General features: G+C 40.3%; 24 protein-coding genes and 2 pseudogenes. 20 read left to right on the top strand and 6 right to left on the bottom strand.

Annotated elements, in window-relative coordinates; genetic code table 11:
• Nucleotides 1-6 precede the first annotated feature (6 nt).
• Nucleotides 7-240 (top strand): annotated as a pseudogene (locus KGMB01110_RS07305) (GIY-YIG nuclease family protein); the annotation flags it as partial.
• 179 nt (nt 241-419) lie between these two features.
• Here KGMB01110_RS07305 and rbr read toward each other — a convergent pair.
• Genes rbr through KGMB01110_RS07290 form a run of 3 tightly spaced genes read right to left on the bottom strand, consistent with a single transcriptional unit; the run spans nt 420 to nt 1,999 of the window.
• Nucleotides 420-956 carry a rubrerythrin gene (gene rbr, locus KGMB01110_RS07300; RefSeq protein WP_119297928.1) on the bottom strand — a complete coding sequence of 179 codons (537 nt, stop codon included), beginning with the start codon at nt 954-956 and terminating at the stop codon, nt 420-422.
• A 53-nt stretch (nt 957-1,009) separates the two neighbouring features.
• A complete protein-coding gene (locus KGMB01110_RS07295; protein WP_117604142.1) occupies nt 1,010-1,552 on the bottom strand; it encodes an NADH peroxidase in 543 nt (180 codons plus the stop codon).
• 39 nt (nt 1,553-1,591) lie between these two features.
• A complete protein-coding gene (locus KGMB01110_RS07290) occupies nt 1,592-1,999 on the bottom strand; it encodes a Fur family transcriptional regulator (RefSeq protein WP_117604143.1) in 408 nt (135 codons plus the stop codon).
• 519 nt (nt 2,000-2,518) lie between these two features.
• Between KGMB01110_RS07290 and KGMB01110_RS07285 the strand changes: the two genes are divergently transcribed.
• Nucleotides 2,519-3,610, top strand: coding sequence for a C40 family peptidase (locus KGMB01110_RS07285; protein ID WP_117888716.1), 1,092 nt, complete (start codon nt 2,519-2,521; stop codon nt 3,608-3,610).
• A gap of 424 nt (nt 3,611-4,034) precedes the next feature.
• Nucleotides 4,035-4,238: a DUF1858 domain-containing protein gene (locus tag KGMB01110_RS07280; RefSeq protein WP_117604145.1), complete on the top strand. Its 204-nt coding sequence runs from the start codon at nt 4,035-4,037 to the stop codon at nt 4,236-4,238.
• 408 nt (nt 4,239-4,646) lie between these two features.
• On the opposite strand, the gene KGMB01110_RS07275 is transcribed toward KGMB01110_RS07280, so the two are convergent.
• Nucleotides 4,647-5,402 (bottom strand): adaptor protein MecA, encoded by a 756-nt coding sequence (locus tag KGMB01110_RS07275; protein WP_119297927.1) that lies wholly within the window; start codon nt 5,400-5,402, stop codon nt 4,647-4,649.
• 442 nt (nt 5,403-5,844) lie between these two features.
• Between KGMB01110_RS07275 and KGMB01110_RS07270 the strand changes: the two genes are divergently transcribed.
• The 8 genes and pseudogenes from KGMB01110_RS07270 to KGMB01110_RS07235 all read left to right on the top strand — a co-directional run.
• Complete coding sequence (locus KGMB01110_RS07270) at nt 5,845-6,063, top strand: hypothetical protein (RefSeq protein WP_117604175.1); 219 nt, start codon at nt 5,845-5,847, stop codon at nt 6,061-6,063.
• A gap of 85 nt (nt 6,064-6,148) precedes the next feature.
• Complete coding sequence (locus tag KGMB01110_RS07265; protein ID WP_119297926.1) at nt 6,149-7,987, top strand: glycosyl hydrolase family 18 protein; 1,839 nt, start codon at nt 6,149-6,151, stop codon at nt 7,985-7,987.
• Nucleotides 7,988-8,051: 64 nt separating this feature from the next.
• Nucleotides 8,052-8,750 (top strand): N-acetylmuramoyl-L-alanine amidase, encoded by a 699-nt coding sequence (locus KGMB01110_RS07260; protein ID WP_243112708.1) that lies wholly within the window; start codon nt 8,052-8,054, stop codon nt 8,748-8,750.
• Between the two features lie 36 nt (nt 8,751-8,786).
• A complete protein-coding gene (locus tag KGMB01110_RS07255) occupies nt 8,787-10,310 on the top strand; it encodes an L-threonylcarbamoyladenylate synthase (RefSeq protein ID WP_119297925.1) in 1,524 nt (507 codons plus the stop codon).
• An 80-nt stretch (nt 10,311-10,390) separates the two neighbouring features.
• Nucleotides 10,391-10,879 (top strand): deoxycytidylate deaminase, encoded by a 489-nt coding sequence (locus KGMB01110_RS07250; protein ID WP_119297924.1) that lies wholly within the window; start codon nt 10,391-10,393, stop codon nt 10,877-10,879.
• 165 nt (nt 10,880-11,044) lie between these two features.
• Nucleotides 11,045-11,254 (top strand): pro-sigmaK processing inhibitor BofA family protein, encoded by a 210-nt coding sequence (locus KGMB01110_RS07245; protein WP_117888720.1) that lies wholly within the window; start codon nt 11,045-11,047, stop codon nt 11,252-11,254.
• 185 nt (nt 11,255-11,439) lie between these two features.
• Nucleotides 11,440-12,474, top strand: coding sequence for a P-loop NTPase family protein (locus KGMB01110_RS07240; RefSeq protein WP_136626681.1), 1,035 nt, complete (start codon nt 11,440-11,442; stop codon nt 12,472-12,474).
• A gap of 33 nt (nt 12,475-12,507) precedes the next feature.
• Nucleotides 12,508-13,386: pseudogene (locus KGMB01110_RS07235) on the top strand (CpaF family protein); the annotation flags it as partial.
• A gap of 522 nt (nt 13,387-13,908) precedes the next feature.
• Here the strand turns inward: KGMB01110_RS07235 and dprA are convergent.
• Both dprA and KGMB01110_RS07220 read right to left on the bottom strand, forming a co-directional pair.
• On the bottom strand, nt 13,909-15,060 hold the full coding sequence (gene dprA / locus KGMB01110_RS07225) for a DNA-processing protein DprA (RefSeq protein WP_055289278.1): 1,152 nt from the start codon (nt 15,058-15,060) through the stop codon (nt 13,909-13,911).
• An 18-nt stretch (nt 15,061-15,078) separates the two neighbouring features.
• On the bottom strand, nt 15,079-16,332 hold the full coding sequence (locus KGMB01110_RS07220) for a hypothetical protein (protein WP_055289277.1): 1,254 nt from the start codon (nt 16,330-16,332) through the stop codon (nt 15,079-15,081).
• 460 nt (nt 16,333-16,792) lie between these two features.
• Between KGMB01110_RS07220 and KGMB01110_RS07215 the strand changes: the two genes are divergently transcribed.
• The 9 genes from KGMB01110_RS07215 (at nt 16,793) to KGMB01110_RS07175 (ending at nt 24,148) form a co-directional block, all read left to right on the top strand.
• Nucleotides 16,793-17,113, top strand: a complete 321-nt coding sequence (locus tag KGMB01110_RS07215) for a helix-turn-helix domain-containing protein (protein WP_119297921.1) — start codon at nt 16,793-16,795, stop codon at nt 17,111-17,113.
• Between the two features lie 58 nt (nt 17,114-17,171).
• Nucleotides 17,172-17,642 carry a hypothetical protein gene (locus KGMB01110_RS07210; protein WP_055289275.1) on the top strand — a complete coding sequence of 157 codons (471 nt, stop codon included), beginning with the start codon at nt 17,172-17,174 and terminating at the stop codon, nt 17,640-17,642.
• Between the two features lie 171 nt (nt 17,643-17,813).
• Nucleotides 17,814-18,002, top strand: a complete 189-nt coding sequence (locus KGMB01110_RS07205; protein WP_055289273.1) for a MerR family transcriptional regulator — start codon at nt 17,814-17,816, stop codon at nt 18,000-18,002.
• Nucleotides 17,989-19,041 carry a DNA cytosine methyltransferase gene (locus KGMB01110_RS07200; protein WP_055289271.1) on the top strand — a complete coding sequence of 351 codons (1,053 nt, stop codon included), beginning with the start codon at nt 17,989-17,991 and terminating at the stop codon, nt 19,039-19,041. Before KGMB01110_RS07205 ends, KGMB01110_RS07200 begins: the two co-directional genes overlap by 14 nt.
• A complete protein-coding gene (locus KGMB01110_RS07195) occupies nt 19,041-20,462 on the top strand; it encodes a protein NO VEIN domain-containing protein (protein ID WP_119297920.1) in 1,422 nt (473 codons plus the stop codon). The genes KGMB01110_RS07200 and KGMB01110_RS07195 overlap by 1 nt, the downstream gene beginning before the upstream one ends.
• Nucleotides 20,453-21,421, top strand: a complete 969-nt coding sequence (gene dcm / locus KGMB01110_RS07190; RefSeq protein ID WP_082432672.1) for a DNA (cytosine-5-)-methyltransferase — start codon at nt 20,453-20,455, stop codon at nt 21,419-21,421. Before KGMB01110_RS07195 ends, dcm begins: the two co-directional genes overlap by 10 nt.
• A 1,307-nt stretch (nt 21,422-22,728) precedes the next feature.
• Nucleotides 22,729-22,896 carry a transposon-encoded TnpW family protein gene (locus KGMB01110_RS07185; protein ID WP_015513594.1) on the top strand — a complete coding sequence of 56 codons (168 nt, stop codon included), beginning with the start codon at nt 22,729-22,731 and terminating at the stop codon, nt 22,894-22,896.
• 76 nt (nt 22,897-22,972) lie between these two features.
• Nucleotides 22,973-23,575, top strand: a complete 603-nt coding sequence (locus tag KGMB01110_RS07180; protein WP_117682920.1) for a Type 1 glutamine amidotransferase-like domain-containing protein — start codon at nt 22,973-22,975, stop codon at nt 23,573-23,575.
• 54 nt (nt 23,576-23,629) lie between these two features.
• A complete protein-coding gene (locus KGMB01110_RS07175; protein ID WP_033126079.1) occupies nt 23,630-24,148 on the top strand; it encodes a ClbS/DfsB family four-helix bundle protein in 519 nt (172 codons plus the stop codon).
• Nucleotides 24,149-24,458 lie beyond the last annotated feature (310 nt).

The raw sequence follows: 24,458 nt of genomic DNA, 5'->3' as shown, positions 1-24,458 counted from the left end.
TAGAAGATGAATTATACATATATCGTGGAGTGCAAGGACGGAACGCTCTACACAGGATGGACAAATAATCTGGAGAAACGGCTTCGTGCGCATAACGAAGGAAAAGGAGCGAAATATACGAAATCGAGAAGGCCGGTGACGCTGGTATATCAGGAAAGTTTTGATACGAAGGAAGAAGCGATGCGGCGGGAATATGCCATCAAACGGTTTTCGAGAAAGAAAAAAATGGAACTGATAGAGAGAAAATTGAAAGAAAGTGAAAAGAAAACAGGGAGGAAAAGTAGGAAAAGCGAAAAAAATAGCTGTGAAGTCTTGAAAAAGTGCCCCAAAAGGGACAGGGCAAAATGAAAAACGGCAAAAAAAACCTCAATGGGGACAGGCCCCATTGAGGTTTTTTATTAAAAAGGGACAGGCCCTTTTTAATAATTTTCCACTTTTCTTTCGAAATATGCTTTCGGATGAGCACATACCGGACATACTTCCGGAGCTTCTTCTCCTTCGTAAATATATCCGCAGTTTCCGCATTTCCAACCGAGTGGAGCGTCACCTTTGAAAGTCTCACCGGATTTGAAATGTTCCAGAAGGCGATTATATCTTGCCTCATGAGCAGCTTCCACGGCAGCAACACCACGGAATTTCTCAGCCAGTTCATGGAATCCTTCTTCGTCTGCCTCTTTTGCCATACGATCGTACATATCGGTCCATTCGAAATTCTCACCGGCAGCAGCGTCTACCAGGTTCTCTTCTACGGTACCAATCCCATGGAATTCTTTGAACCACATTTTTGCGTGCTCTTTTTCCTGGGCAGCGGTTTCCTCAAAAATATTTGCCATCTGAACGAATCCGGCCTTTTTGGCAGCAGATGCGTAATAGGTATATTTATTTCTTGCCTGAGATTCACCGGCAAAGGCGTCCATTAAGTTCTTTTCTGTTTTAGTTCCGGCATATTTTGACATAATGATTCCCTCCTTCTGGAAATAGTATCTGACTTATACGATAAGAATAAGGATTAGCCGAAGTATCTCTTAAGGAGTCCTTCGAATGCTTTTCCGTGTCTTGCCTCGTCACGAGCCATTTCGTGAACAGTATCGTGAATTGCATCCAGATTTGCAGCTTTTGCACGTTTTGCAAGATCAAATTTACCAGCAGTTGCACCGTTTTCAGCGTCAACTCTCATTTCAAGGTTCTTCTTTGTGCTGTCTGTTACTACTTCACCAAGCAGTTCAGCGAATTTTGCAGCATGTTCCGCTTCTTCATAAGCAGCTTTTTCCCAGTACAGTCCGATCTCCGGATAACCTTCTCTGTGAGCAACACGTGCCATTGCAAGATACATTCCAACTTCGGAACACTCTCCTTCGAAGTTTGCTCTTAAGTCTGCAAGGATATCTTCGCTGACACCCTGAGCTACACCAACAACGTGCTCAGCAGCCCACTCTCTGTCACCTGTCTGCTCTTTAAACTTCTCAGCAGGTGCCTTACATACCGGACAGACCTCCGGAGCTTCAGTTCCTTCGTAAACATAACCGCATACAGTACATACAAATTTTTTCATGATAAATTCTCCTTTTTCTTATAATGTTGATTTCGCTTGTTATTGATTTTCAGAAGGGTGCTTCAGACAGTTCTGACATTTCCCGAAAAACAGAACGGAGCTGCTTTCGATAAGTCCATCAAATGTCTGTTGAGCGGAGGCGTTCAGTTCTTTCAGTGGACCCATATCCATCTTCAGATCCAGGACGCGTCTGCAACCCTCGCAATAAAAATGATTATGAGGGGCAACGTTTCCGTCGAATCGATCTCCGCCGTCTGGAGTTGTGATCTTAATAGCTTCCCCAATATCAGACAGAAGATTCAGGTTCCGGTAAACCGTTCCGAGACTGATGTTCGGAAATTCTTCTTTAATATGAAGATAAACCATATCTGCTGTGGGATGTTCAGTTGTGGATGCGAGATATTTTTTAATAGATTCCCGCTGTCGGCTGTATTTAAGAGCTGCCATAAGATCATCCTTTCAAAATCAATAATAGTAATTGTTACTGATACTAATGTATACTATCTTTCAGGAATTGTCAATATATTATTTGAAATTTTTTGAGAAAATATATATGGACGGAAGTCGAGCGAGAAAGAGTATTTGAGCAATAGAAGCTTCTATATAGAAAGTGTTTTCCGGAAGCGCTTAGAGATGAAGGGGGTTAAAGAAGGAAACGAGAGGTTCGGCTGGAAAGCGTTTTGCACGAGAAGAAAGAAGCGGTTTGACCGGAAAGCATTTTGCGGGAGAAGATCTTATAGCCTGCATTTACAAGATAAAAATACAAAATGTGACATAAATGTTACATGAAAATGTCATAAACAGAGCGTAAATATTTTATAAAGTCGTATATTGTCAACGGAAAATACGCATAGTAATGTTGACAACAGGGTATCAAATTGCTATAATGCGAATGTAACAAATTTAACATTTTTGTAACATTTAAAGCTTCCTACAAAAGATAAACATGCAGTAAGGAGGTTTTATATGAAGACAGCAACTGTAACAAAGAGAATGATCATTTCAGCATTGGCAGGAACGATCATGATTCCGGGGAGTGCGATTACGGCGCAGGCGAAAGAGAATGACACCTTGCCGATCGCAGGAATTGAGTCGGTACTGGCCGAGTGCTATCAGTCAGATTGGCAGCATCCGATCGAATTATATTTAGTACCGACAGAACAAGAGGAGTATTCAAATATGGTTTTTGCGAATGTAGAGGATTTCCTTTATGTTCGCAAAGAGCCAGACGAAGACAGTGAATGGCTTGGTAAGCTGTACAAAGATGGGGCAGCGACAGCAGTTGGAACGGAGGGAGACTATACATTGATCCGGTCCGGATCGGTGGAAGGATATGTTCTGACAGATCAGCTCTACACCGGCGGGGCAGCCAAAGAGTATGCATTACAGGCGGCACAGAAGCAGGCGACGGTTACAGCCTACGTGCTGAATGTGCGAAGTGGACAGGGAACAGAATATGAGATCCTGACACAGATTACGAAAGATCAGACATATCAGGTGACGGGTGAGGCTGTAGATGGCTGGTATCCGATCCGTGCAGGCGAGACGGATGGCTGGGTATCCGGAGAGTATGTAACGGTTACGGATTCATTTACCTATGCGGAATCCAGGGAAGAAGAACAGGCAAGAATTGCGGCAGAAGAGGCGCAGAAAGCAGCAGAGGAAGCGGCTGCACAGGCAGAAGCACAGAGAGCTTTGGAAGCGGCCCAGGTGAGAAGCAGCGGACAGGCTGTGATCGATTATGCCTGTCAGTTTATCGGCAATCCCTATGTCTGGGGAGGAACCAGTCTGACAAATGGTGCGGACTGCTCCGGATTCGTGCAGGCGGTTTATCAGAATTTTGGCATTTCTCTTCCGAGAACTTCCGCGGAAATGCGAAGCGCGGGTTATGAAGTAAGTTATGAAAATGCGATGCCGGGGGACATCATGTGTTACGATGGTCATGTCGGTCTTTATATGGGAGACGGAACGATCGTCAATGCCATTGATGAGGCTCACGGGATCGGAATCAGCAATGCAACCTACACAAACATCATTACAATCCGCAGAATGTTCTGAGACTAATATAAAAAACGGCAAATTCTCAAACTGAATTTGTCGTTTTCTTTTTGAGGAAAAAACAGATTAGACAAAATGTACAAAAATGTAAAATTCAGGGGAAATTTGTAAAACAGGAGTTTTCAACTTATCCACACAAAAAAACTGAAAAATCGTGGAAAACTGGTTGGTTTTAAAAAGTTATCCACATTATCCACAGGGAAACATGTGTTTTTGGGGGATTACTATATGTGAAAAAAAGAACGGACGTTTTGTTGAAATATTATGAAATTAGATTCCTGTCGAAAAAAAGCAGAAAAAATGTTGACTTTTAAGTAGTCAAATTAATAAGTAAAATGTATGAACAATTCAAACAGAAAGAGGTTGATTAATTATTCTGATGGGATTATAATGATTGAGACTGAATGATAAAGGAGGTAAAGAAATGGCAATTTCTAAGAATACAACAATCGGAGAATTACTTCAGACAAATCCGGAGGTAGCACCGATCCTGATGGAAATCGGAATGCACTGTCTCGGATGCCCGTCTTCACAGATGGAATCTATTGGAGAAGCTGCGATGGTTCACGGAATTGACGCTGATCTTCTGGTAGAAAAGATCAATGCTCATATCGCTGCAAATAAATAATAGAAGCGAAAATAAAGCAGAATGTAAAATGCAGTCCCATGCGTACAGTACGGGGCTGCTTTTTTATTATCGATTCTGATTCTTCCCTCTTTTTTGATTTGCCAAGCATACGACTATCTATCGAGTTATAGGAATACAACTTTAACTCCCGCCAAAGGAATGCATAAGGGAACATCCGAAGCTCCGGTACTTTCTGAGAGCAAGCGTTAGCATTGCTCGAAGGATGTTTCTATGGGGCGAAGGCAAGCGCAAGCGGTTCTCGTTGCAACCTTTGGCGGGAGGATAATGTTTTTCACCTATAAACCTGAAACCATGGCACAAGGAATGCACCGGGAACATAAAAAAGTTTCCGCATCCTGAGGAATGGGAGCGGAAACTTTGAAAATACAACATTTGCTGATATGGAAATTATACAGTCGCAAGATTCTCGATGGTATGAGAAGGAACGATTGTTTCGCAATGTTCTTCCAGATATGCCATCGCTGTGCCGGTTGCTTTTTCGGCGGTGCTGTATTCTGCCAGCATATTGCAAACTCTGTTGAAATCTGCATGGGTAAGCTGCGACTGGATCAACGCCATAATATAGACATCATTTGCCGGATCCTTATAAAGGATGCTCTCTCCTTTGAAAAATGGAGCAAGCATATGAGCAGCACGGATCACGCTGTCAATATTGGCAAAGGAGAACAGACGAAGCGGCGATTTGGAATCGGAAGATTTGGACTCGGCTTCCTCATGTTCTTTTATTTCCTGTGCTTTCTGGGCAGCGGCATGAGAATCCGCTACGGCTTCTTTGACACGTCCTAACAGGTTCATAAATTCATCGGCTCCTTCTAACTTGTCAAAAACATCTGTGACAGGTGTTTCGGTATCGGCCAGAGAGGTGAACCGGGAGAATCGAGTGTCCAGCTCTTCGGGATCTTCTACCTTGGTGATGATCAGTACCAGGGAATCGGAAGATGCGGGAATTGCTTCTATCATAAGCGGAAGATCATCCGCCTCAAATCCAAAATCAAAAGATGCCTGTTGCATCATATCCCGGAAGAGAGCTTTGGCTTTTTCGGTGCCATAAGCGAGTTCACTCAATTTTAAATGACGATCTGCCAGGTCAGCAGGAGTCAAAGTACACCGGATCTGATTATCGTTCAGTTTTTCTATTTTCATAAAATCACATCCTTTTTTTAAATATGAGTTCTAAATTAGACTTCCTCACTATTAGTATAAACAAAAACAGAAAATATGTAAAGCAAAATAAAAAATACTTGAAAAAACTTTATAACAGGATATAATGTCAGATACAAGAAGACGGAAGTTCCCCCGACGCAAAGTCTGGGAAAGGAGGAAGCAACACGTCAACGCATGAGTCGTAATATCATGTCTGAAAACATATCTATTTTTTCTAGTAGTTCAGCAAATTTCTTACGTCTTGATTCATAAGACCAAACATCACCTAGATAAATAAAAGATAAAACAGGATCAAACTGTCTTCTTTGCTGCGGACACATCGGATACATTTCGGTACATCACGAAACGGTACATCACAAACCTTATGGACAGAAAAAGAATCTGTGTGCGCAGGTCCGGGGGAAGAAAGGGAGGAATGAATATGGAACCACAGAATCTTCAGATGCAGGAGCTGTATCAGGAACTGGAAGATTTTGAAAAGAAAGGGGTACCGATCAAACTGGAGGGGAGTCGTGTAAGTCCGATGCAGGTTGTTGCTGCATATATGGTAAAAGAGCAGGGGTGTTACATGAGAGATTATGTACTGGATCCCAGTGGAAATATCGAGGAACTGTCCTTTCACAATATCACAGAAGAGTGAGCGCGTTCCCCGCGTCGGAAGGAGAAAATAATTGATGACGGACAGGTAAATTATGGTATAATAGGGCTGATAATAGGAGGTAGACATGAGCGAAAACACAAGGACAAGAAAGCGTGTCAGACCTGCTGGCAGTCAGCCGGGTACGAGAAGAAGACCGGAACGCGGGAAGACACCGGATCAGCTCCGGAGGACGCGTGGAAATATGCCGAGAAGCAGCAGAGCGCGCAGAAGAAAAAGAAACCGCAGGATACTGGGATTTTTACTGGTGTTGCTGGTGCTTGCAGCAATCGTTGGTGCAATTTTGTGGATCAGGTACAGCCCATCAAAAGAAAAGGCAGATCTGAAAGAATATTATGGGGTAAGCAACGACGATGATCTGGCAGTCGTGTTGGATAATCAACTGCTTGGTGCCGGTGGCAAAGTGATCGATAACGTACCGTATATCGAATATACTGTCCTGAGGGATAATATCAGTGACAGATTTTACTGGGATTCCAATGAAAATGTTCTTTTATATACCCTGCCAAACGGCAATGTGTCCGTACAGGTAGGAGAGAGTACTTATACAGAAGTCAATGAAAAGAAGACCGCAGACTGCACGATCGTAAAGACGGAGGGACAGACAGCGTATATTGCATTGCCGTTTATCAAAGAATATGCGGACATCCAGTATGCACAGTATGAGGATCCGACCCGTGTGATGATCGTAAGTCAGTGGGGAAAGACAAAACAGGCAGAAATCAAAAAAGACACACAGGTCCGGAGGCTGGCTGGGGTCAAAAGTCCGGTGCTGCGTGATCTGAAAGCAGACGAGAAAGTCACGGTTCTGGAGAAACTCGATGATTGGAAAAAAGTCCGTACCAGTGATGGAATGATCGGATACGTGAAGGCGAATCGCCTGAAAAATGAAAAGACAACGGAACTTACCAATGATGAGTATCAGGAACCGGAATATACCAGCATTTCCAAAGATTACACGATCAATATGGCATGGAACAATGTAACCAATACGATCGCCAACAACTCTGTGCTGCAGTTGATCGCGGGAACAAAGGGTGTGACAACACTGGCACCGACCTGGTATAACATTGCAGATACCGATGGTAATCTGAAATCTATTTCCAGTGCAGATTATGTAAATTATGCCCATCAGTCCAACATGGAAGTCTGGGCAGTGTTAAGAGATTTCCAGGGCGGTGTGGACTCGGCAGATCAGGTCTACCAGGTGCTGAGTTATACATCAAAACGAACCAAACTGATCAATCAGGTGATTGCGGATGCCCTGCAGACAGGGGTGGATGGAATCAATCTGGATTTCGAGCTGATCTCTACGGAATGTGGGGAACATTATGTACAGTTTGTAAGGGAACTGGGCGTAAAATGCCGCCAGAACGGGCTGGTATTTTCTGTGGATAATTATGTACCGATGTCCTACAATGCGCACTATAATATAAAAGAGCAGGGGATCGTTGCAGATTATGTGGTATTAATGGGATATGATGAGCACACGAACAATTCAGAAGAAACCGGTTCGGTATCTTCTTACGGATACGTAAAAGACGGAATCGAGAAGATGCTGGAAAATGTATCGAAGGATAAACTGATTGTGGGAATTCCATTTTACACCAGACTGTGGACCGAGAAGAGCAGCGGTGATTTCACCAGTCAGGCACTGGGAATGGCAGATGCTCAGGATGCGATTTCCAAAGCAGGAGCCACAGCGACTTGGGACAAGAGTACCCGGCAGAATTATGCAGAATGGGAAACAGACGAAGGAACGGATAAGATCTGGCTGGAGGATGCAGCTTCGATCGAAGAAAAGATGAAGCTGATCCATGATCAGAAACTGGCCGGAGTCGCAGAATGGCGACTGGGCTATGAGACATCAGATATCTGGGATCTTATTTTGAAATATGTAAATTAAGCCTGTCATAAAAGACTCTCCGGCGGCATATCATTTAAAGAATGAAAGTGGGCGGAGGGTCTTTTTGCGTAAAAAAGCGGGATGGATCCTGGGAATCCTTTTTCTGGGAGCAATCATCTGGGGAAGCCAGAAATTAAGTCATGTGGTATTGAGCAGCGCCGTATTGCATCAGAGGGAACAGGAGGGTGAATACTGTCTGGTCCTGGATGCAGGGCACGGCGGGCAGGACGGAGGAAAAATCGGCGTTCACAGAGAAATCGAGCGGGATATTAACCTGCAGATCGTCCGAAAGATTCAGGAACAACTGGAAAAGGAAAAGCAGGGAAAGATTCAGGTGATCCTTACGCGAGAGGATGAAAACGGACTGGCAGAGGATAACGTAAAGGATCTGAAAGAGCGGGTGCGACTGATCAATGAGACCCGGCCGGATCTGGTGGTCAGTATTCATCAAAATAGTTATACGGACGAACGGGTGAAAGGGGCGCAGGTGTTTTACCATACGGCATCCACAGAGGGAAAAAAGGTGGCAGAACTGATGCAGACCAGTTTGTATACACTGGATGAAACGAATCACCGCCAGGCAAAGGAAAACCAGACGTATTATCTGTTGAAAAAGACAGAAGTGCCTGTAATTATTGTGGAGTGCGGCTTTTTGAGTAATCCGGATGAGGCGGAGAAACTGTCTTCGGAAAACTATCAGGATCAGGTCGCAGAAGCGGTGACAAAAGGGATTTTAAACTACTTTGGAAAAGGGGAAAATTAGTTTTTTTTTAGAACGGATAGTGTTATAATAAATTTCATGAAAACAAAAATAGAAAAAATAGACCAAAACAAAATAAACGAAACCATTCTGAATGAGGCTGGAGAGATTCTAAAAGAAGGAGGTCTGGTCGCGTTTCCGACAGAGACGGTTTATGGATTGGGTGCAAATGCCCTGGATCCGAAGGCTTCGGAAAAGACTTATGCGGCAAAAGGAAGACCTTCCGACAATCCTCTGATCGTGCATATTGCGGAGTATGGGGCACTGGAGAAGATCGTAAAAGAAATTCCGCCAAAGACAGAGACGCTGGCAAATGCGTTCTGGCCGGGACCGTTGACGATGATTTTTGAAAAGAGTGAGATTGTACCATATGAGACCACCGGAGGACTGGAGACGGTGGCAGTGCGGATGCCGTCCAATTTGATTGCTATGGAACTGATCCGTGCCGGAGGTGGATATATCTCAGCACCAAGTGCGAATACATCGGGAAGACCAAGTCCGACGAAGGCGGAGCATGTAGCCGATGATCTGAATGGAAAGATTGAGATGATCCTGGACGGAGGCAGTGTGGAGATCGGTCTGGAATCGACGATCGTAGATATGACCGTAGAACCACCGATGATCCTGCGACCGGGAGCTATTACGAAAGAGATGTTGGAACAGGAGATCGGCGAGGTAGATGTGGATCGTACGATCCTCAGCGCAGACAGCCATCAGGCACCGAAAGCTCCGGGAATGAAATACCGTCACTATGCGCCGAAAGCAGACCTGATCATTGTAGAGGGGGAACCGGAAGAAGAGACGAAGGCAATCCGGCAACTGGTCTATGAACAGGTGAGAAAGGGAGAAAAAACAGGCGTGATCGCGACGACTGAATCTGCGGAAGCATACCACTATGGTCTGGTAAAGGTGATCGGATCCAGAAATAACGAAAAATCTATCGCAAGAAATCTGTATGCGGTGTTGCGGGAATTTGACGAGGAAGAGATTTCTCTGATATACAGTGAGTCCGTGGCGGCAGAAGGAATCGGAAGTGCGATCATGAACCGTCTGGAAAAAGCAGCCGGTCACAAACGTCTGTCGGCAAAAGAGATTTTGAAGCAGCAGACCTTTCATCAGATTCTGTTCGTAAGCGGGGAAGATGTGTGTTGCGGACCGATGGCGGCTGAGATCTTAAGACATCAGGATCTGGAGCGGGAATACGACATTTGTTCCAGAGGGTTGGTTGTATTGTTCCCGGAACCGGTGAACCAGAAAGCGGAAGCGGTCATGGTGGCGCACAAGCACAGTATGGCGGAATATAAGGCTCAGTTATTCGACCCGGAAGAAGTGGAGGAGGATACACTGATCCTGACCATGGACGAGTCGCAGAAGAAGAAGCTGCAAAGCGTACATGGAATCTGGCAGAATCTGTATACTCTGGGAGAATTTATCGGCCGCGAGGAAGAATCTTATGATCAGCCGGTGGGACAACCTTTGGTAGAATATGGAAAATGTTATGATAAAATTTTTGAAGCAATTCAAAAGTTGACTGTAAAACTGAATGAGATGGATAAGAATTGAGATCACAGATACATTTCTGAAAGATAAAATGGTTCTGCTAAGAAGAGAAAGTCAAGAAGGAAGAACAGGAGGAAGGCCGGATGGCGAATAAACGGGAGGATTATATTTCTTGGGATGAATATTTTATGGGTGTTGCAAAACTGTCAGGTCTTCGGTCGAAAGATCCGAATACACAGGTAGGATGTTGCATTGTCAGTCAGGATAATAAGATCCTTTCCATGGGCTATAACGGACTGCCAAGTGGATGTTCAGATGATGAATTTCCATGGCAGAGAGAGGGCGAAGATCCGCTCAACACCAAATACGTTTACACGGTACACAGTGAGTTGAATGCGATTTTAAATTATCGGGGAGGTTCGCTGGAAGGCGCAAAATTATATGTATCACTGTTCCCTTGCAATGAATGTGCCAAGGCAATCATCCAAAGCGGGATCAAAGAAGTGATCTATGACAGCAATAAATACGACGGAACGACTTCGGTACAGGCGTCCATGCGGATGTTTGATGCAGCCGGGGTACGGTATCATGCGTACCATCGGACAGAACGAACCGTGATGATTGAACTGTAAAACTGTAAACAGGTGATTCGTGTATGCGCATGCGCCATAAAAGACGAACCCGGGTATGAGACTGCCGAAATTTTGAAAAAATGATTCTGGGAAATATCAGACATACCTGCAAGGTTTCAGGAATATAATGCAGTAATCAAAGGGAATGGCAAAGGAAAGAAGACCATGAAAAAAAGGATGCTGCAGTGGGTTGTGAATTTTACAGTGCGCGCAATCGTAGGTTCCGGCGTGATTTTTCTGATCAATGGATGTCTGCCATCTTCCGGGGAGGGAATGATGGTAGGCATAAATTTTCTTACGGTTTTGACATCCGGATTCCTTGGTATTCCTGGGGTTTGCGTACTTTATGGGATTCGTTTCCTGGATTTTTTGTGAGAGTTTCACGAAAAACGGCAAATTAAAAAATGACTATGGACAAATGATAAGAGCTTGTTTATAATACGTTTCACAAGATTCTATTATTTCTTTTTTACTCCGGTGACGGAGTTCAGGCTGCGTTTCAGCAGCAAGATTCAATGATTTTACAACAGAATAGAGAGGCTTTGGAAAGGCAGGATGCATTGAAAAGAAAATTACTGGCGATTTGCGACAGTGAGTCTGTTTATGCAAAAAATCTGATGGAGTGTTTTTCACAGTCGGAGGATATGGGCTACCGGGTTCGTGTTTTTTCGGATGCGGGACAATTGTTCCAGTATGGGAAGCAGCATACGATTGATCTTTTACTGATGGGGGATCAGTACCCGGAAGAGATGAGAGGGAAGATTCCGGCGAAACAAAGGATTCTTCTTACGAGAGTTGAGGAATCGGCAGAGAGCAGATTGGAGAAAGTATCTGCAAGCGGATCCGTGACAGGGAAAAAAGAGGCAGAGAAAAGATCAGAGGGAGTATCCGGAAAAAGAAGCGAGGTGTCGGAGAAACTGCCGACGTCAGAACGATGGGTCTATAAGTATCAGGCGGCGTCCAAGATTTTACAGGAAATACTCGTGATGATACGGGAACCTCAGAAGCAAAAGAATGAGAGGAAACTTACGCAGACTCAGGCGGAGGGGCTGATTGGAGTGTATTCTCCGGTTCACCGGATCGGAAAGACCGGATTTGCCTTGAAGTTGGGAGAACAACTGGGGGAAGAGCAACCGGTACTGTACCTGAATCTGGAAGAATATGCGGGTGTGGATCATTATCTTCCCATGAAGGAGGATGGAAATCTAAGTGATCTTCTGTATTATGCCAGACAGGAAGATGCGTTGTTCGGACTTCGGATCGGGAAGCTGGTGGCGCAAAGAGGAAGCCTGGATTATATCTGTCCCATGCCGGTGACGCGAGACTTACGGAAGGTAAGAGCTGAAGAATGGCTGGAATTGCTGGAGAAGATCAGACACCATACCATTTACCAGACGGTAATCCTGGATCTGGGCGACAGTATTCAGGGACTGTTCGAGATTTTAAGGCATTGTGACCGGATTTATTCCCCGGTGACAAACGAAGCGGGAGCCAGGGAAAAGATGGCACAGTATGTAGACAATGTGAAGCGGCTTGGGTACGAAGAGATTCTGGAACATACGATTCAGGAGGTATGGGAGAAGGAATACAGATAGAAGGTAAAGTGGAGAAAATAAATGCGAGATGAGATGAGAAAAAGAGAAAAGCTGTCAGAGGAAGAGTTAGAGAGGCGGTTTTATGACCGGATCTTAAGAGAGGCAGATCTGAGCAGAGAGATGGAAGATGAGGAGCTACAGGAACTGATCCACAGTGTGCTTCTGAAAGGAAATCCGGAAGAGTTCTTGCCATTGGAAGAAAAGATCCGGTTAAGCAGAGAGTTGTTTAATGCGTTTCGAAAACTGGATCTTTTACAGGAACTTCTGGAGGATGAAGATATCACAGAGATTATGATCAATGGAACCCATGGGATTTTTGTAGAAAAGGAAGGCAGGATTTACCCCTCAGAGCGACGCTTTGTATCGAAAAGCAAGTTGGAGGATGTGATCCAGCAGATGGTTTCAACTGCCAACCGCTACGTTAATGAGTCTTCACCGATTGCAGATGCAAGGTTGGCGGATGGTTCCCGTGTCAATGTGGTAATGGCACCTACGGCGCTGGATGGACCGGTTGTGACGATCCGAAAGTTTCCGAAAGAAAGAATTACGATGGAGAAACTTCTTGAGCTGGGAAGTTTGGATAAAGAAACGGCAGAGTTTCTTAAAAAGCTGGTGATTGGCAAATACAATATTTTTATCAGCGGTGGAACCGGAGCTGGAAAGACCACATTTTTAAATGCGCTTTCTCAGTTTATTCCCGGGGATGAAAGAATCATCAGCATCGAGGATAATGCGGAACTGCAGTTGCAGGGAATCCCCAATCTGGTAAGACTGGAAGCGAGAGGCCCTAATCTGGAAGGAAAAGGAGAGATTACCATACGGGATCTGATTCGTACCGCGCTTCGTATGAGACCGGATCGGCTGATCGTGGGAGAGGTCAGAGGGAAAGAGGCTGTGGATTTGTTACAGGCTTTTATATGGACTATATTATAATTATATATATGACGTTTATAAAGATTAGAATGGATACTTAGGAGAGGAGAAGAAATACATCATGAACATTAAGTATAGATTATTGTGTAAGAGGTTAAGGCAAGAACGAAAGAGAGTAGGTGTCATTCAATACTATAATGTACTGTTCATAATGGAGTTAATGACAGATAAGGATATATGGTGTATGGAACAGTTAAGCAATGGAATAAAAAGGATGTATATGAAAGACATACGTGAGTGGTGTAGATTGCATTCTATAGAATACCAAACGGTATTTGTTTATAGAAAGGAATACTCTTTAGTGGCAAATATATGGAATGCATATTCGTATCTTCGCTGGAGAGTGGAAAATGTTTGGGGGCAAAGATAAGTAAGAGGGAGCCCTGAAATAGGGCATCCTTCTTGTGTTCAGAAAATGCATGTGATAAATGATATATCAAGTTATTTTTTTGGAGGATTTCCCTTGAATATTACTTGAAAAATTAATCAGTTTTGCTACTACTAGTCATTGAATATTAAAGTTTTGTTGATGCTGGCGATATTATTTTCTACTAGGAGATTAAGTATCCTGTCTATGTCTAGCGAGTTGTCGTTTATCAGATGAACAAGAGTAGTGTATACATCCTGTGTAGCAGGGATACTAATATTCAGTGTTCTTAATGTGGATTCCAGAACAACAGGGTTATTTAAAATTGAAAGCACTGCATGTAAGTAATTAAGTTTAATCACTCTATTATTTAATCGTGGCTTTTTTATTTCTGAGCCAAGAGCAGAAAGAACACCAGCTATATCACGACCTTGTTGTATGACACAAGCAGTACCTTCATCTATTAATTTTTTTGTTCCTGTTTGAATTTCTTCTACGACCTCTCCGATTGCGGGACAGAAAATAGGCTTTTTTTGCCTTCTGGCATGTTCAACGTTATGCATGGTTCCACCTTTTTCGTCACATTCATAGATCACAATAACTTTTGATAAACCTACAATCAGGCGATTTCTATTTACAAATCTAAATTTATCAGGTTTAGTTCCTACGGCATATTCTGACATTAAAATACCACCAGTTTCCAGAATTCTTTCTGCCAGAGCTGTATTCTCTTTTGGATAAATTGTATCAAGTCCATGGGCTAAAACAGCAACAGTCTTACCATTAGCAGAAATACAAGCTTGATGTGATAATTTATCTACGCCACAAGCGAGACCTGAAATGATTGAGCAGTCTTCATGCACCCATTGAGGAACTAAATAGTTTACAGCATTATATGAAAGTCTTGTGGGTTTTCGAGTTCCAACACAAGCAATTGTTTTTAAAGATATATCAGAGAATTCAGCTCCTTTATAATATATGATAGCTGGAGGATTACTTATTAAAGCCAACTCTTTTGGATATGATGAAGCAGTGAAGTAAGTTGTTTTAATTCCAAGCTCTTTATTACGAGTAAGAATATAATCTGCCTTAGATAAAGCTAAATCAACTGCTGATGAATCTGAAAATATGTCATGGAGCGGCATCAAGTCCAGATTCTTTTCAAATATACTTTGATTTTTATTTTCAAACATATCCACGATATCATAAGAGTGTTCTCTTAAAAGCGATATTAAATTATTATTTTTAAGCCCAAGTTCGGATAAGGCAATAATATATCTTGTCACAAGTGATTCCTCTATTCATTATGAATTGAAAATATCATATAAATCAGATACTTCCTGTTTTGCATTATCATTTACTCTAAAATCAACTAAAGTAGAGCTTTCTGTTAGTTGGTAAGAGTAATCCTTTTTATATACAGAGCCGGTAATAGTATATTCTTTTTTTTGAAATGGTTTTTTGAATACGCCCATAGAAATAAAAATAATTTTGTTTGCTCCTAGAGATTCTAATAAACATCTGACGGAGTTAAAGGTATTTCCATGTGTCATATAGTCATCAAATATGCATACATTAAATCGGCCCTCGTCTCTTAATTTATCAATCTTTTTTTTGTAATCAGGATTAATACAAAGAGTAGCAAATTCGTCATTTCCACCTAACGATGCACGTTGTTGAGAAGTTCGATTGATGTGTGCCTGTTTTTTGGTGGTATGTCGAATTAACAAATTAGTCTCTCTCCTTGGCACTGTTGCAGCATAATTTTTAGGAAGACGTTTTCCTTTTAAACACCTGATTGAAGTCATAAAAGAATATAAATCTTCGTTAACTTCGCAATTAGAGGATGGAACCATACCGAATAATTCAATGTCATCAAATTCTGTGGAATTTGTCATGCCTGCTAAGAAGTGATATAAAAGAATTTTATAGTAATTTCTGCTTTTTCCTTCTTTCAGTAATTCTTGAAAATGCTGCATCATTTCTTTTTCTTCAGGTGTTTTAGCATAGTAACCATACCTTGCGTCCATAAGAGAATAGCAAGTTGTTTTATCATCTATAGTGAGTTTGGAGTACCATACATTTTGATTATTCAGCGTAAGAATAAATTTATATAATTGTTTTACAGTATCTACATGTACACCGTATTTTTGTGGTTTATCTTCTAGCGGTAACCAAGTCGGAACAATATAGAGTGAACGTGTATTAACTGCTAGTTGAAAATCCGTATTTTTTCCGCCAATAAATACAAAATAATTATTTCTATTTTTGTTTGACGATACAAAATCTTTTAAAGTACTTCTATCACGAAAGTGGAAATTACTATATCCATGTTCACGAAATGCTTTTTCATATTTAGTTAAAACATCAGTTTTTCTGCTGTAGAAGTAGATGGTATTATCTGTATTTTCTGAAAGCTGTTTGAACTTTTCCTTAAATTTGTCACGTTTTTTCCTCATGCGCTCAAGATTAAAATTGGATAAATCCAGTTCTTGATAATCTGTAGGATCAAGATTTGACTTCAATAAATCCAGATTACAAAAAATTAGTTTTTTCATTGGTTACCTCCTCTTATTTTTGGAAGATGAAAATACTATATGGTATAAAATATTTGGTTTGTTTTTATATCTTCTATATTATCAGTATCTAAAGAAAACTTCAATTGGATTATATGTATACGGTACTCATGGGTTACAGTATACATATATTTATTATCTTTTATTAGAGATATTCATTGGCTTGCCAGAGTATTGTAATCTAAGGAGTTTGATATTTAAATAAAATGATAAAGGGTTCGACAGTACTAGAACTATATGATAAAATTGAGAAGGTACAAAGAGAATATGAGCGCTTAGACAGTGGATTGACAGCAATGGAGTACAATATCATATAGTGCTATTTTTTTTGAACAAATACTTCTGTTTCCCTTAGTAAATACTTTCAAGATACATCTCTAATATTTTTGCCGATTTGTAGGTACAATTAAAGTAACTACTATCGGAAAAGAGGTGTATTTACTTGCGTACAGAGGATTATATTGCAGACAATATTGTAGCTTTGTGCAAAAAACGTGATATGAGTAAATATCGGTTGTCACAGCTGACAGGTATATCTCAATCTTCGATTGGAAAGATCATTGCTAAAGAAAGTCTACCAACAATGCTTACTGTGGAAAAAATATGTGATGCACTGGGAGTAACAATGGCTCAGTTTTTTGCAGGGATGGACGTTCCGGTAAATTTATCTGAGTCACAACAAGAGGTCTTAAAGATTTGGGATGGTCTTGATGAAAAAGAACAAGCGGTAGTAATGGCTATGCTCCGAGGACTTCAGAAATAAAGGAAACAGTTGTAACGAAAATGTTGACTGTTTCTTTTTTTATGGGTAGGTGGAGAATATGTTGATTGAAAAGAGATTTTTTGATAGTGCAAAAAGTGAAGATGAAGAAATAAAAAGAGAACTGGAAGCTGAAAAAGCAAAAATGACAGAAGAAGAAAAATTGGAAGAAAAAAAACAGCGTGAAGTAGAGGTGAAGGAAATCATTCGTAAAGCGGAAGAACAGATGAAGAAACATAAGAAGATTCCTGATTCTAAGAAAATTGTTGAGTTTACGTTTTTACAAAAGGCGGCATTGGAGATTGCAGAACATATGAGTATGAATATAAAAACTGAGCGCAAAGAGGATGATTTATGGGGGACTATTGAATTTGCCTTTGAAAATATGTGGTTTTTGGATACCACACCACCTGAATGGGTTGATACATGGAATACCCTATTGAAAGAAGCACATAGTGTATACATTGAAATAAAGAATAATATGATTGTGTATCAATATTCTTATGATTTATCCAAAGAAGTGATAATCTGAAAAAAAAGATTTTATTTGCATATAGGTCAAAGAACGATTGAAAAGTTGCTGCTTTGAACATTTGCAGTAATCGTTTATTCGTCCCGTGGAATAAATGATTGCTTTTATTCGTCCCCTCGAATATAATATAACTAATGTCTATAAGCGGAAAACGAGGAAGGAGATAATTCGATGGAATATATGACAGCAAGTCAAGCAGCCAAAAAGTGGAATATATCACAAAGACGTGTTCAAATACTGTGCTCAGAAGATCGGATTCCTGGCGCATTCAAACTTGGAGAAAATTGGGCAATACCATCTGAAATGGAGAAGCCCGAAGATAAAAGAAAAAAGGCGGTTGATAAAAATGAATCAGTATAATGCCATAGACCTTTTCTGTGGAGCTGGTGGTCTTTCATATGGTTTTGAATGCGCTGGCTTTAATATATTGCTGGGAATTGATAATGACCAGAAGGCGCTTGAAGTATTTGAGAGAAACCATAAGGGTGCTAAAAGTATTTGCGGAGATATTACTCAAATAGATTACGAGCAGATAAAGGAAAAAATTGGTGATAAGAGAATTGACATTATTATTGGCGGTCCTCCTTGCCAAGGTATGTCGCTTTCTGGACCGAGAAAGTTTGATGATCCAAGAAACAAGTTGTATCTTTCGTATATTAGATTAGTTGATGAGATAAAACCACGAGCGTTTGTTATTGAAAATGTCCCAGGGCTTGTAAGTTTGTTCAATGGCCAAATAAAGGACAGTATTATCGAGAAATTTACTGCAATGGGTTATAAAGTAAAATATCAGATTCTTTGTGCGTCTGATTATGGTGTTCCTCAGAATAGAAAGAGAGTTGTTTTTGTTGGAACTCGAGAAGATGTAGAATTTGAGTATCCCGAAAAGATTTCAGAACAGGTAACTTGCAAAATGGCACTCTCTGACTTGCCACCTTTGGAGGATGAACTTGGTGAGGATATTTCTGATTACGCAACTGAGCCAACGAATTCCTATCAGAAACTGATGCGTGAAAGATCAAAAAAGGTACATAATCATGTTGCGGCGGCACATTCTGAAAAGGTAAAAAAGATTATTTCTCTTGTTCCTGATGGCTGCAATTATAAGAGCCTTCCTGAAGAGTATCGTGAATCTCGTAACTTTCATGTGGCATGGACGCGATTTGCTAGCAACAAACCGGCACCAACAATTGACACAGGACATAGACACCACTTCCATTATCAATATAATCGTGTGCCAACGGTACGTGAATGTGCAAGATTGCAGTCTTTTCCAGATGATTTCATTTTTTTAGGAAATAAGACGCAGCAATTCCGTCAGGTAGGTAATGCTGTACCGCCACTTATGGCCCAAGCAATTGCGAAGCAGGTAATGGCTATGTTGGAGGAGAAAAACTAATGAGCGTATATCAAATTCCTGAAGAATATTTCTTCAGAATACATCACTGTAGACCTCGTTTTAAGGGGAATGTTGAAAATGTATTGATTTATATAGCTACTGAGATCACAAGAATTGGTGATGCACCCAAGGATGAGTTTAACAATTCTTTGAACAATGCAATTAAGTGTTTTCCAGGAAATTCTACCCTTGCCTTAAAAACGGTTAATAACTGGAGAACAGAGATTTCATCTTTATTTGGATTATTTTACGAGGATGAAAATCACTATAATCATGCAATGCTAAGGGCAAAAGAATTAGCTGAGCATAATGACTTAGTTGAGTTTTTTAAGTTGTTCTTATATTACTTTCAGTATCCTGGTGCTCACATCAAATCTAGAGATGTTTTAGAGCAGATTGAAGCAGGCATTCATTTTAAACCCACTCAATATATACTGAAATTACTCAAGACTGCCGAGGAGAACACTGGAAAACGATGTGGAATCACGAAAGAGGAGGCTTGCTACTGTATCTTCAATGATCTCCGATGCACAAGAGATAATGAAGATGTTGTTATCACTTGGCAACGAATTCAAAGAAACCGAGATTTGGAAATAGAATATGTTGCGGATGGTGACGTTACGAGGTATGCCGGTGATATTTTGGACTATATGCAACATGCAAATTTATTAGTTTCCTATAATAACAAGGAATTCTTCATAAATCACAGCGAAAACGAAGCGATTCTAAAATATATCAATTCAACAGAATGGTTTTCTGAATATGATACTATGATTGCCAATAGGTCTGGCACGATTCAGGATGTAAATGATTGTCGATGCGATTGGTTTCGCTATGTAAATCGAGAAGCTGGGGAAACAGATTTTGCAACTGATATCACATCCTTCTTTGCTGTTGAATCTGAAATCCCGACAGAGCCGGAGTCGAAGATGCAGCTGTTCGCAGCATATATGGAGAAGTTGAAGAGTTTAGAATCTTTGAAAACAAAGGATATTGGAGATATTGGAGAAAGTTTGGTTCATGGGCATGAGTGTCAGCGCCTGAAAATTGGAGGACGAGAAGATCTTGTTCACTTGGTTGTTAAAATTCCTACTGAACTGGGTGTTGGGTATGACATTAGTTCAAGAGAACTTGATGACACAATACGAAATATTGAGGTTAAAACAACCATTAGTACAAAGCCAATCGTATTTAATAAAATTCATCTTACTCCGAACGAATGGCAGGCAGCCAAGAGTTATAAAGAAAGATACTTTGTATATCGCCTAATGGTCAGTAAGACAGAAATTAAGCTCTATATCATTCAGAATCCTGTTGAACTGTTTAAACAAGACTTAATTGATATTACGCCACGAGAAGGAATGGAAATTACATTCAGAGAAGCTGCGGGGCATTACGAGGAGTTATTAGCATGGGTGTAAAATTAAAAGTGGCATCATTGTTTTGTGGATGCGGAGGCACTGATGTTGGAATGCAAGGAGATTTTGATTACCTTGGGAACCATTATGCTTCCAATGACATTGAAATTGTATATGCAAACGACTTTGAACAGACAGCGTGCAATATTTTTGAAGAGAATTTTGGGTTAAAGCCTGATAATCGAGATATTCGAACTGTAAAAACTGAGGAGCTCCCTGAATTTGATATTTTAACAGGAGGTTTTCCTTGTCAGTCTTTTTCGATTGTTGCACAGAACCCGAAACGATTAGGTATCAAAGATGAAAAAGGTATGCTTTTCTTTGAAATGTGTAGAATACTTAGAGAGCGTAAACCCAAATGCTTTATTGCAGAAAATGTAAAAGGGCTACTTACAGCTAATAAGAAAGAAGCATTTCCTTTAATTATTAAAGAGTTCGAGGAAAGCGGATATAATGTAACATATCATGTTTTGAAGGCTGTTGAGTATGGTGTTCCACAAAAAAGAGAACGTGTTATCATAGTTGGATTCAAAAAAGAATTGGGAATCAAATTTGATTTTCCCAATCCGGTCATAAAACGGGAAGAAGATTATGTGCCCCTTAAGGAAGTAATTGAAGCAAATGTTGATGAGAAGTACTTCTTTTCGCAAAGGGCTGTTGATGGAATGATGAGAAATAGGGCTACAATGAATAAGGGAAGAGCTCAGAACATCGAGGAACCTTGTAATACGGTTGGTGCACATTTGGCGAAAGTATCGCTTAATAGCACAGATCCAGTATTGATGGAAGGTGGGCGATATCGTCGCTTTACTCCAAGAGAAGTTGCAAGGATACAATCTTTTCCTGATACATTCAAGTTGATTGAAAGTGAAAGTGCTCAGTATAGAGCATTAGGAAATGCGATACCACCAGTAATGTTTTGGTATGTAATGAGAGCTGTAAAGTTAGCTCTTGAACAGTAGCTTAATGATTAGGCAAGGGTAATTTGGACATTTACTCCAAAGGACGATTTAGAATTATCTATGGAATGTAGTGATGGACAAAATTTGACAAAGTAAAATTTCCTTAGAAAATTGAAAGTGAAGGATGTCAACAATTAATCGTTGATGTCCTTTTCTTTATTTGGAGTATTGAAAAAATAAGAAAAATAATTTGAGCGCAATAATTAGTATGAGTAAAAAATGTAAAATTTGAATTATGAGGTATATACGATTTTTCCATTTTTTGTATTTTTTAATTTTGGGCAGGGAACCAAAATTGGCAATTTTGCGGAAGTGTATACACACTTCCTGTCCTTGCTATTTTTTAATCACATAGTGATTTCACAGGGATATAGGGCTGTTTAGCCTATTTTCTCTCCCTGTGTTGTGACCGAAGAAATTCGGGGAACTAAGTATATATTTATGCTGAATGTGAGGAACTGGGGAGCACAATCCTCAGCAAGATTTCAACATCCGGAAAATGCCATATTGCTAAAATAGCGATATGGTATTACCGGGGTGGATCTTGCTCTAATGTGTACAGTAACCTCGGCATAAATAGAAAGAATGGGTTTGGGGAATCCCCAGCAAGATAAAAACCTGATGAAAGAACATTTGTCGGAAAGACAATATTGTTAAACACAGGTGGATCTTGCTCTGGGGTAAGAAAGAAGTATCTTTATATTATCAAAATGATATTTGGAGTTTATGTTGTTGGAAAGTCGTAAGCAGGAAGATAACTTCAAGTTGTTGGTGCAAATATAATGAATAGAAGTGTCCAGTACATTTTTGGTGATGGGTATTTTGGTGGAATCCATTTTTATTTATTTTGAATAATAAAATTTTGAATCTGCAGCCGATTCTGCCTGCCGGACAATGTTTTTAGATATCTGTAAACGTCACGGACTGGAACTTGATGAAGAACCATCGTATGATGGAAGAAAGTATTTGGAAACACGATAGAAGCAAACGCTGTACTTATCGTCTTGTCTGGCAGGGAAGATTATTAGGCATTAACCAGAGAGATATCGGCAGAGAAAACAGAAGTGATAGACAATGATATTTGTTAGATATGCTTCTTGTCGTTGGCTGTATCATATTAAAACGCTTTTTACGTTAAAAAAGTGCTGTGATCACAAGGCTTTTTGCAAGCAAAAATGAAAAGGCTATATATAGGTAGCCTGTGAAACTGGAAGTGCCCATTTTGGGCCTGATTTAAAGAATAATGTTCTGACAGAGACCAATGGAATGACTCTCTGCTGGGGCTCCAAAAGAAAGGAAAAATGATTATGGAAAAAATGATGAATACAAAAACAGAGGGTAACACATTTACAAAGAAAATCGGGCAGACAGTCTATGTTGTCCGTTATCATTTCAATGAAAATGCAAAGGAAACAATGCAGGAGAAGATTAACCGGATGCTGGTTACAGAAGCAAGTCGACAGGCAGTATATTAAAATTAGGTGGATGTAATTGAAGAAAAAATATGATATCATGTGAGTAACAAATCGGTATTTATAAAGGAGAATATTGATGAAACTATTTTTATGTTCGCACTTTTCAAGTGTAGGAAGTCTGATAAAAGAAGAAATTGAAAATAAGAAAGTCGCATTTATTCCAACAGCTTCGTTGTGTGAAGGCTACACCGGTTATGTCGGCTCGGCTCGAAAATTATTCAAAAAGTTGGGAGCAATCGTAACTGAAATTGATATTTCAACGGAGGCTTATTCAACGATACAGTCTGTTTTTGAAGATGCAGATGTGATATATTTTACCGGCGGAAATTCTTTCTTTCTTATGGACCAACTCCGTAAAACAAGAACTGATGGGTTGCTGAAAAAGGAATTGGTAAATGGAAAATTGATGATCGGCGAGTCGGCAGGCGCAATTATATGCGCTCCAAGCATCCAATATATCGAGCAAATGGATGAAAAGCCGGAGGACTACTCACAAGAAGATGATGCAGGGCTTGATTTGATTGATTTCTATGTTCTTCCGCATTATCTTACAGCACCATTTAAGAAAGTTACCGAGAAAATAATGACTGAGTTTTCGGATTTGAATCTATGCCCTATTAACAACCATCAGGGAATTGTAATTGATGGTGAAGGTTCAAAGGTTATTTGCAAAGACTAATTTGAAAAATCCTTTTTTTGAAACTGGAAAATCGGAAGCTGAGGAGATAGACTATTGAGAACATATGAGAATAAAGACGAGCTTAAAAACGAGATAAATAAAAGCTTTGCAAAGTATATTTCAGAATTTAATGATATTCCGGAGCATTTAAAAGATAAGAGAATTGATGAGGTCGATCGAACTCCGGCAGAAAATCTTGCTTATCAGGTTGGCTGGACAACTCTTGTTATTAAATGGGAATCAGACGAAAGAAAGGGTATTCCTGTCAAAACTCCTTCGGATAATTTTAAGTGGAATCAGCTTGGCGAATTATATCAATGGTTCACAGATACATATGCTCAGCTGTCACTGCAAGAATTGAAAGACAGATTGAATGAGAATATCAACTCTATTTATGCAATGATTGATTCTCTGAGTGATGAAGAATTATTTAAACCACATATGAGAAAATGGGCTGACGAAGCAACTAAAACAGCTGTCTGGGAAGTATACAAATTCATACATGTTAATACAGTTGCTCCGTTCGGAACCTTTAGAACCAAGATTAGAAAATGGAAAAAGATTGCACTATAACTTCCAGTTTGTAGAATTCAAAAATTTAATATGAAATGTGAGATAGAGCGTATGGAAATAATCTATACGTTCTATTTTTTTGCCTTTTTTGAAAAAGTGATTAAAAAACTATTGACATTTTGTTACTGGTAGAAGCAGATGGTTATAAAAAGCTTTTGGTAACTATGAGTGCAAAAACAGATAGCTGCGAAAATTTATTATGAGCTAATAGCAAAATTTGATATTTTGTGATATTGAGGGTATGGGGAATCGTAATCTCCATTAAGTACGTCAGAGAATCATAATCCAGAAATGGGATTTTGAGTTACTC

Source organism: Mediterraneibacter butyricigenes, assembly GCF_003574295.1.
Classification (GTDB): Bacteria; Bacillota; Clostridia; order Lachnospirales; family Lachnospiraceae; genus Mediterraneibacter_A; species Mediterraneibacter_A butyricigenes.
Note: the sequence above shows the minus strand (reverse complement) of the source record. Positions and strands in the feature narration are given on the sequence as shown.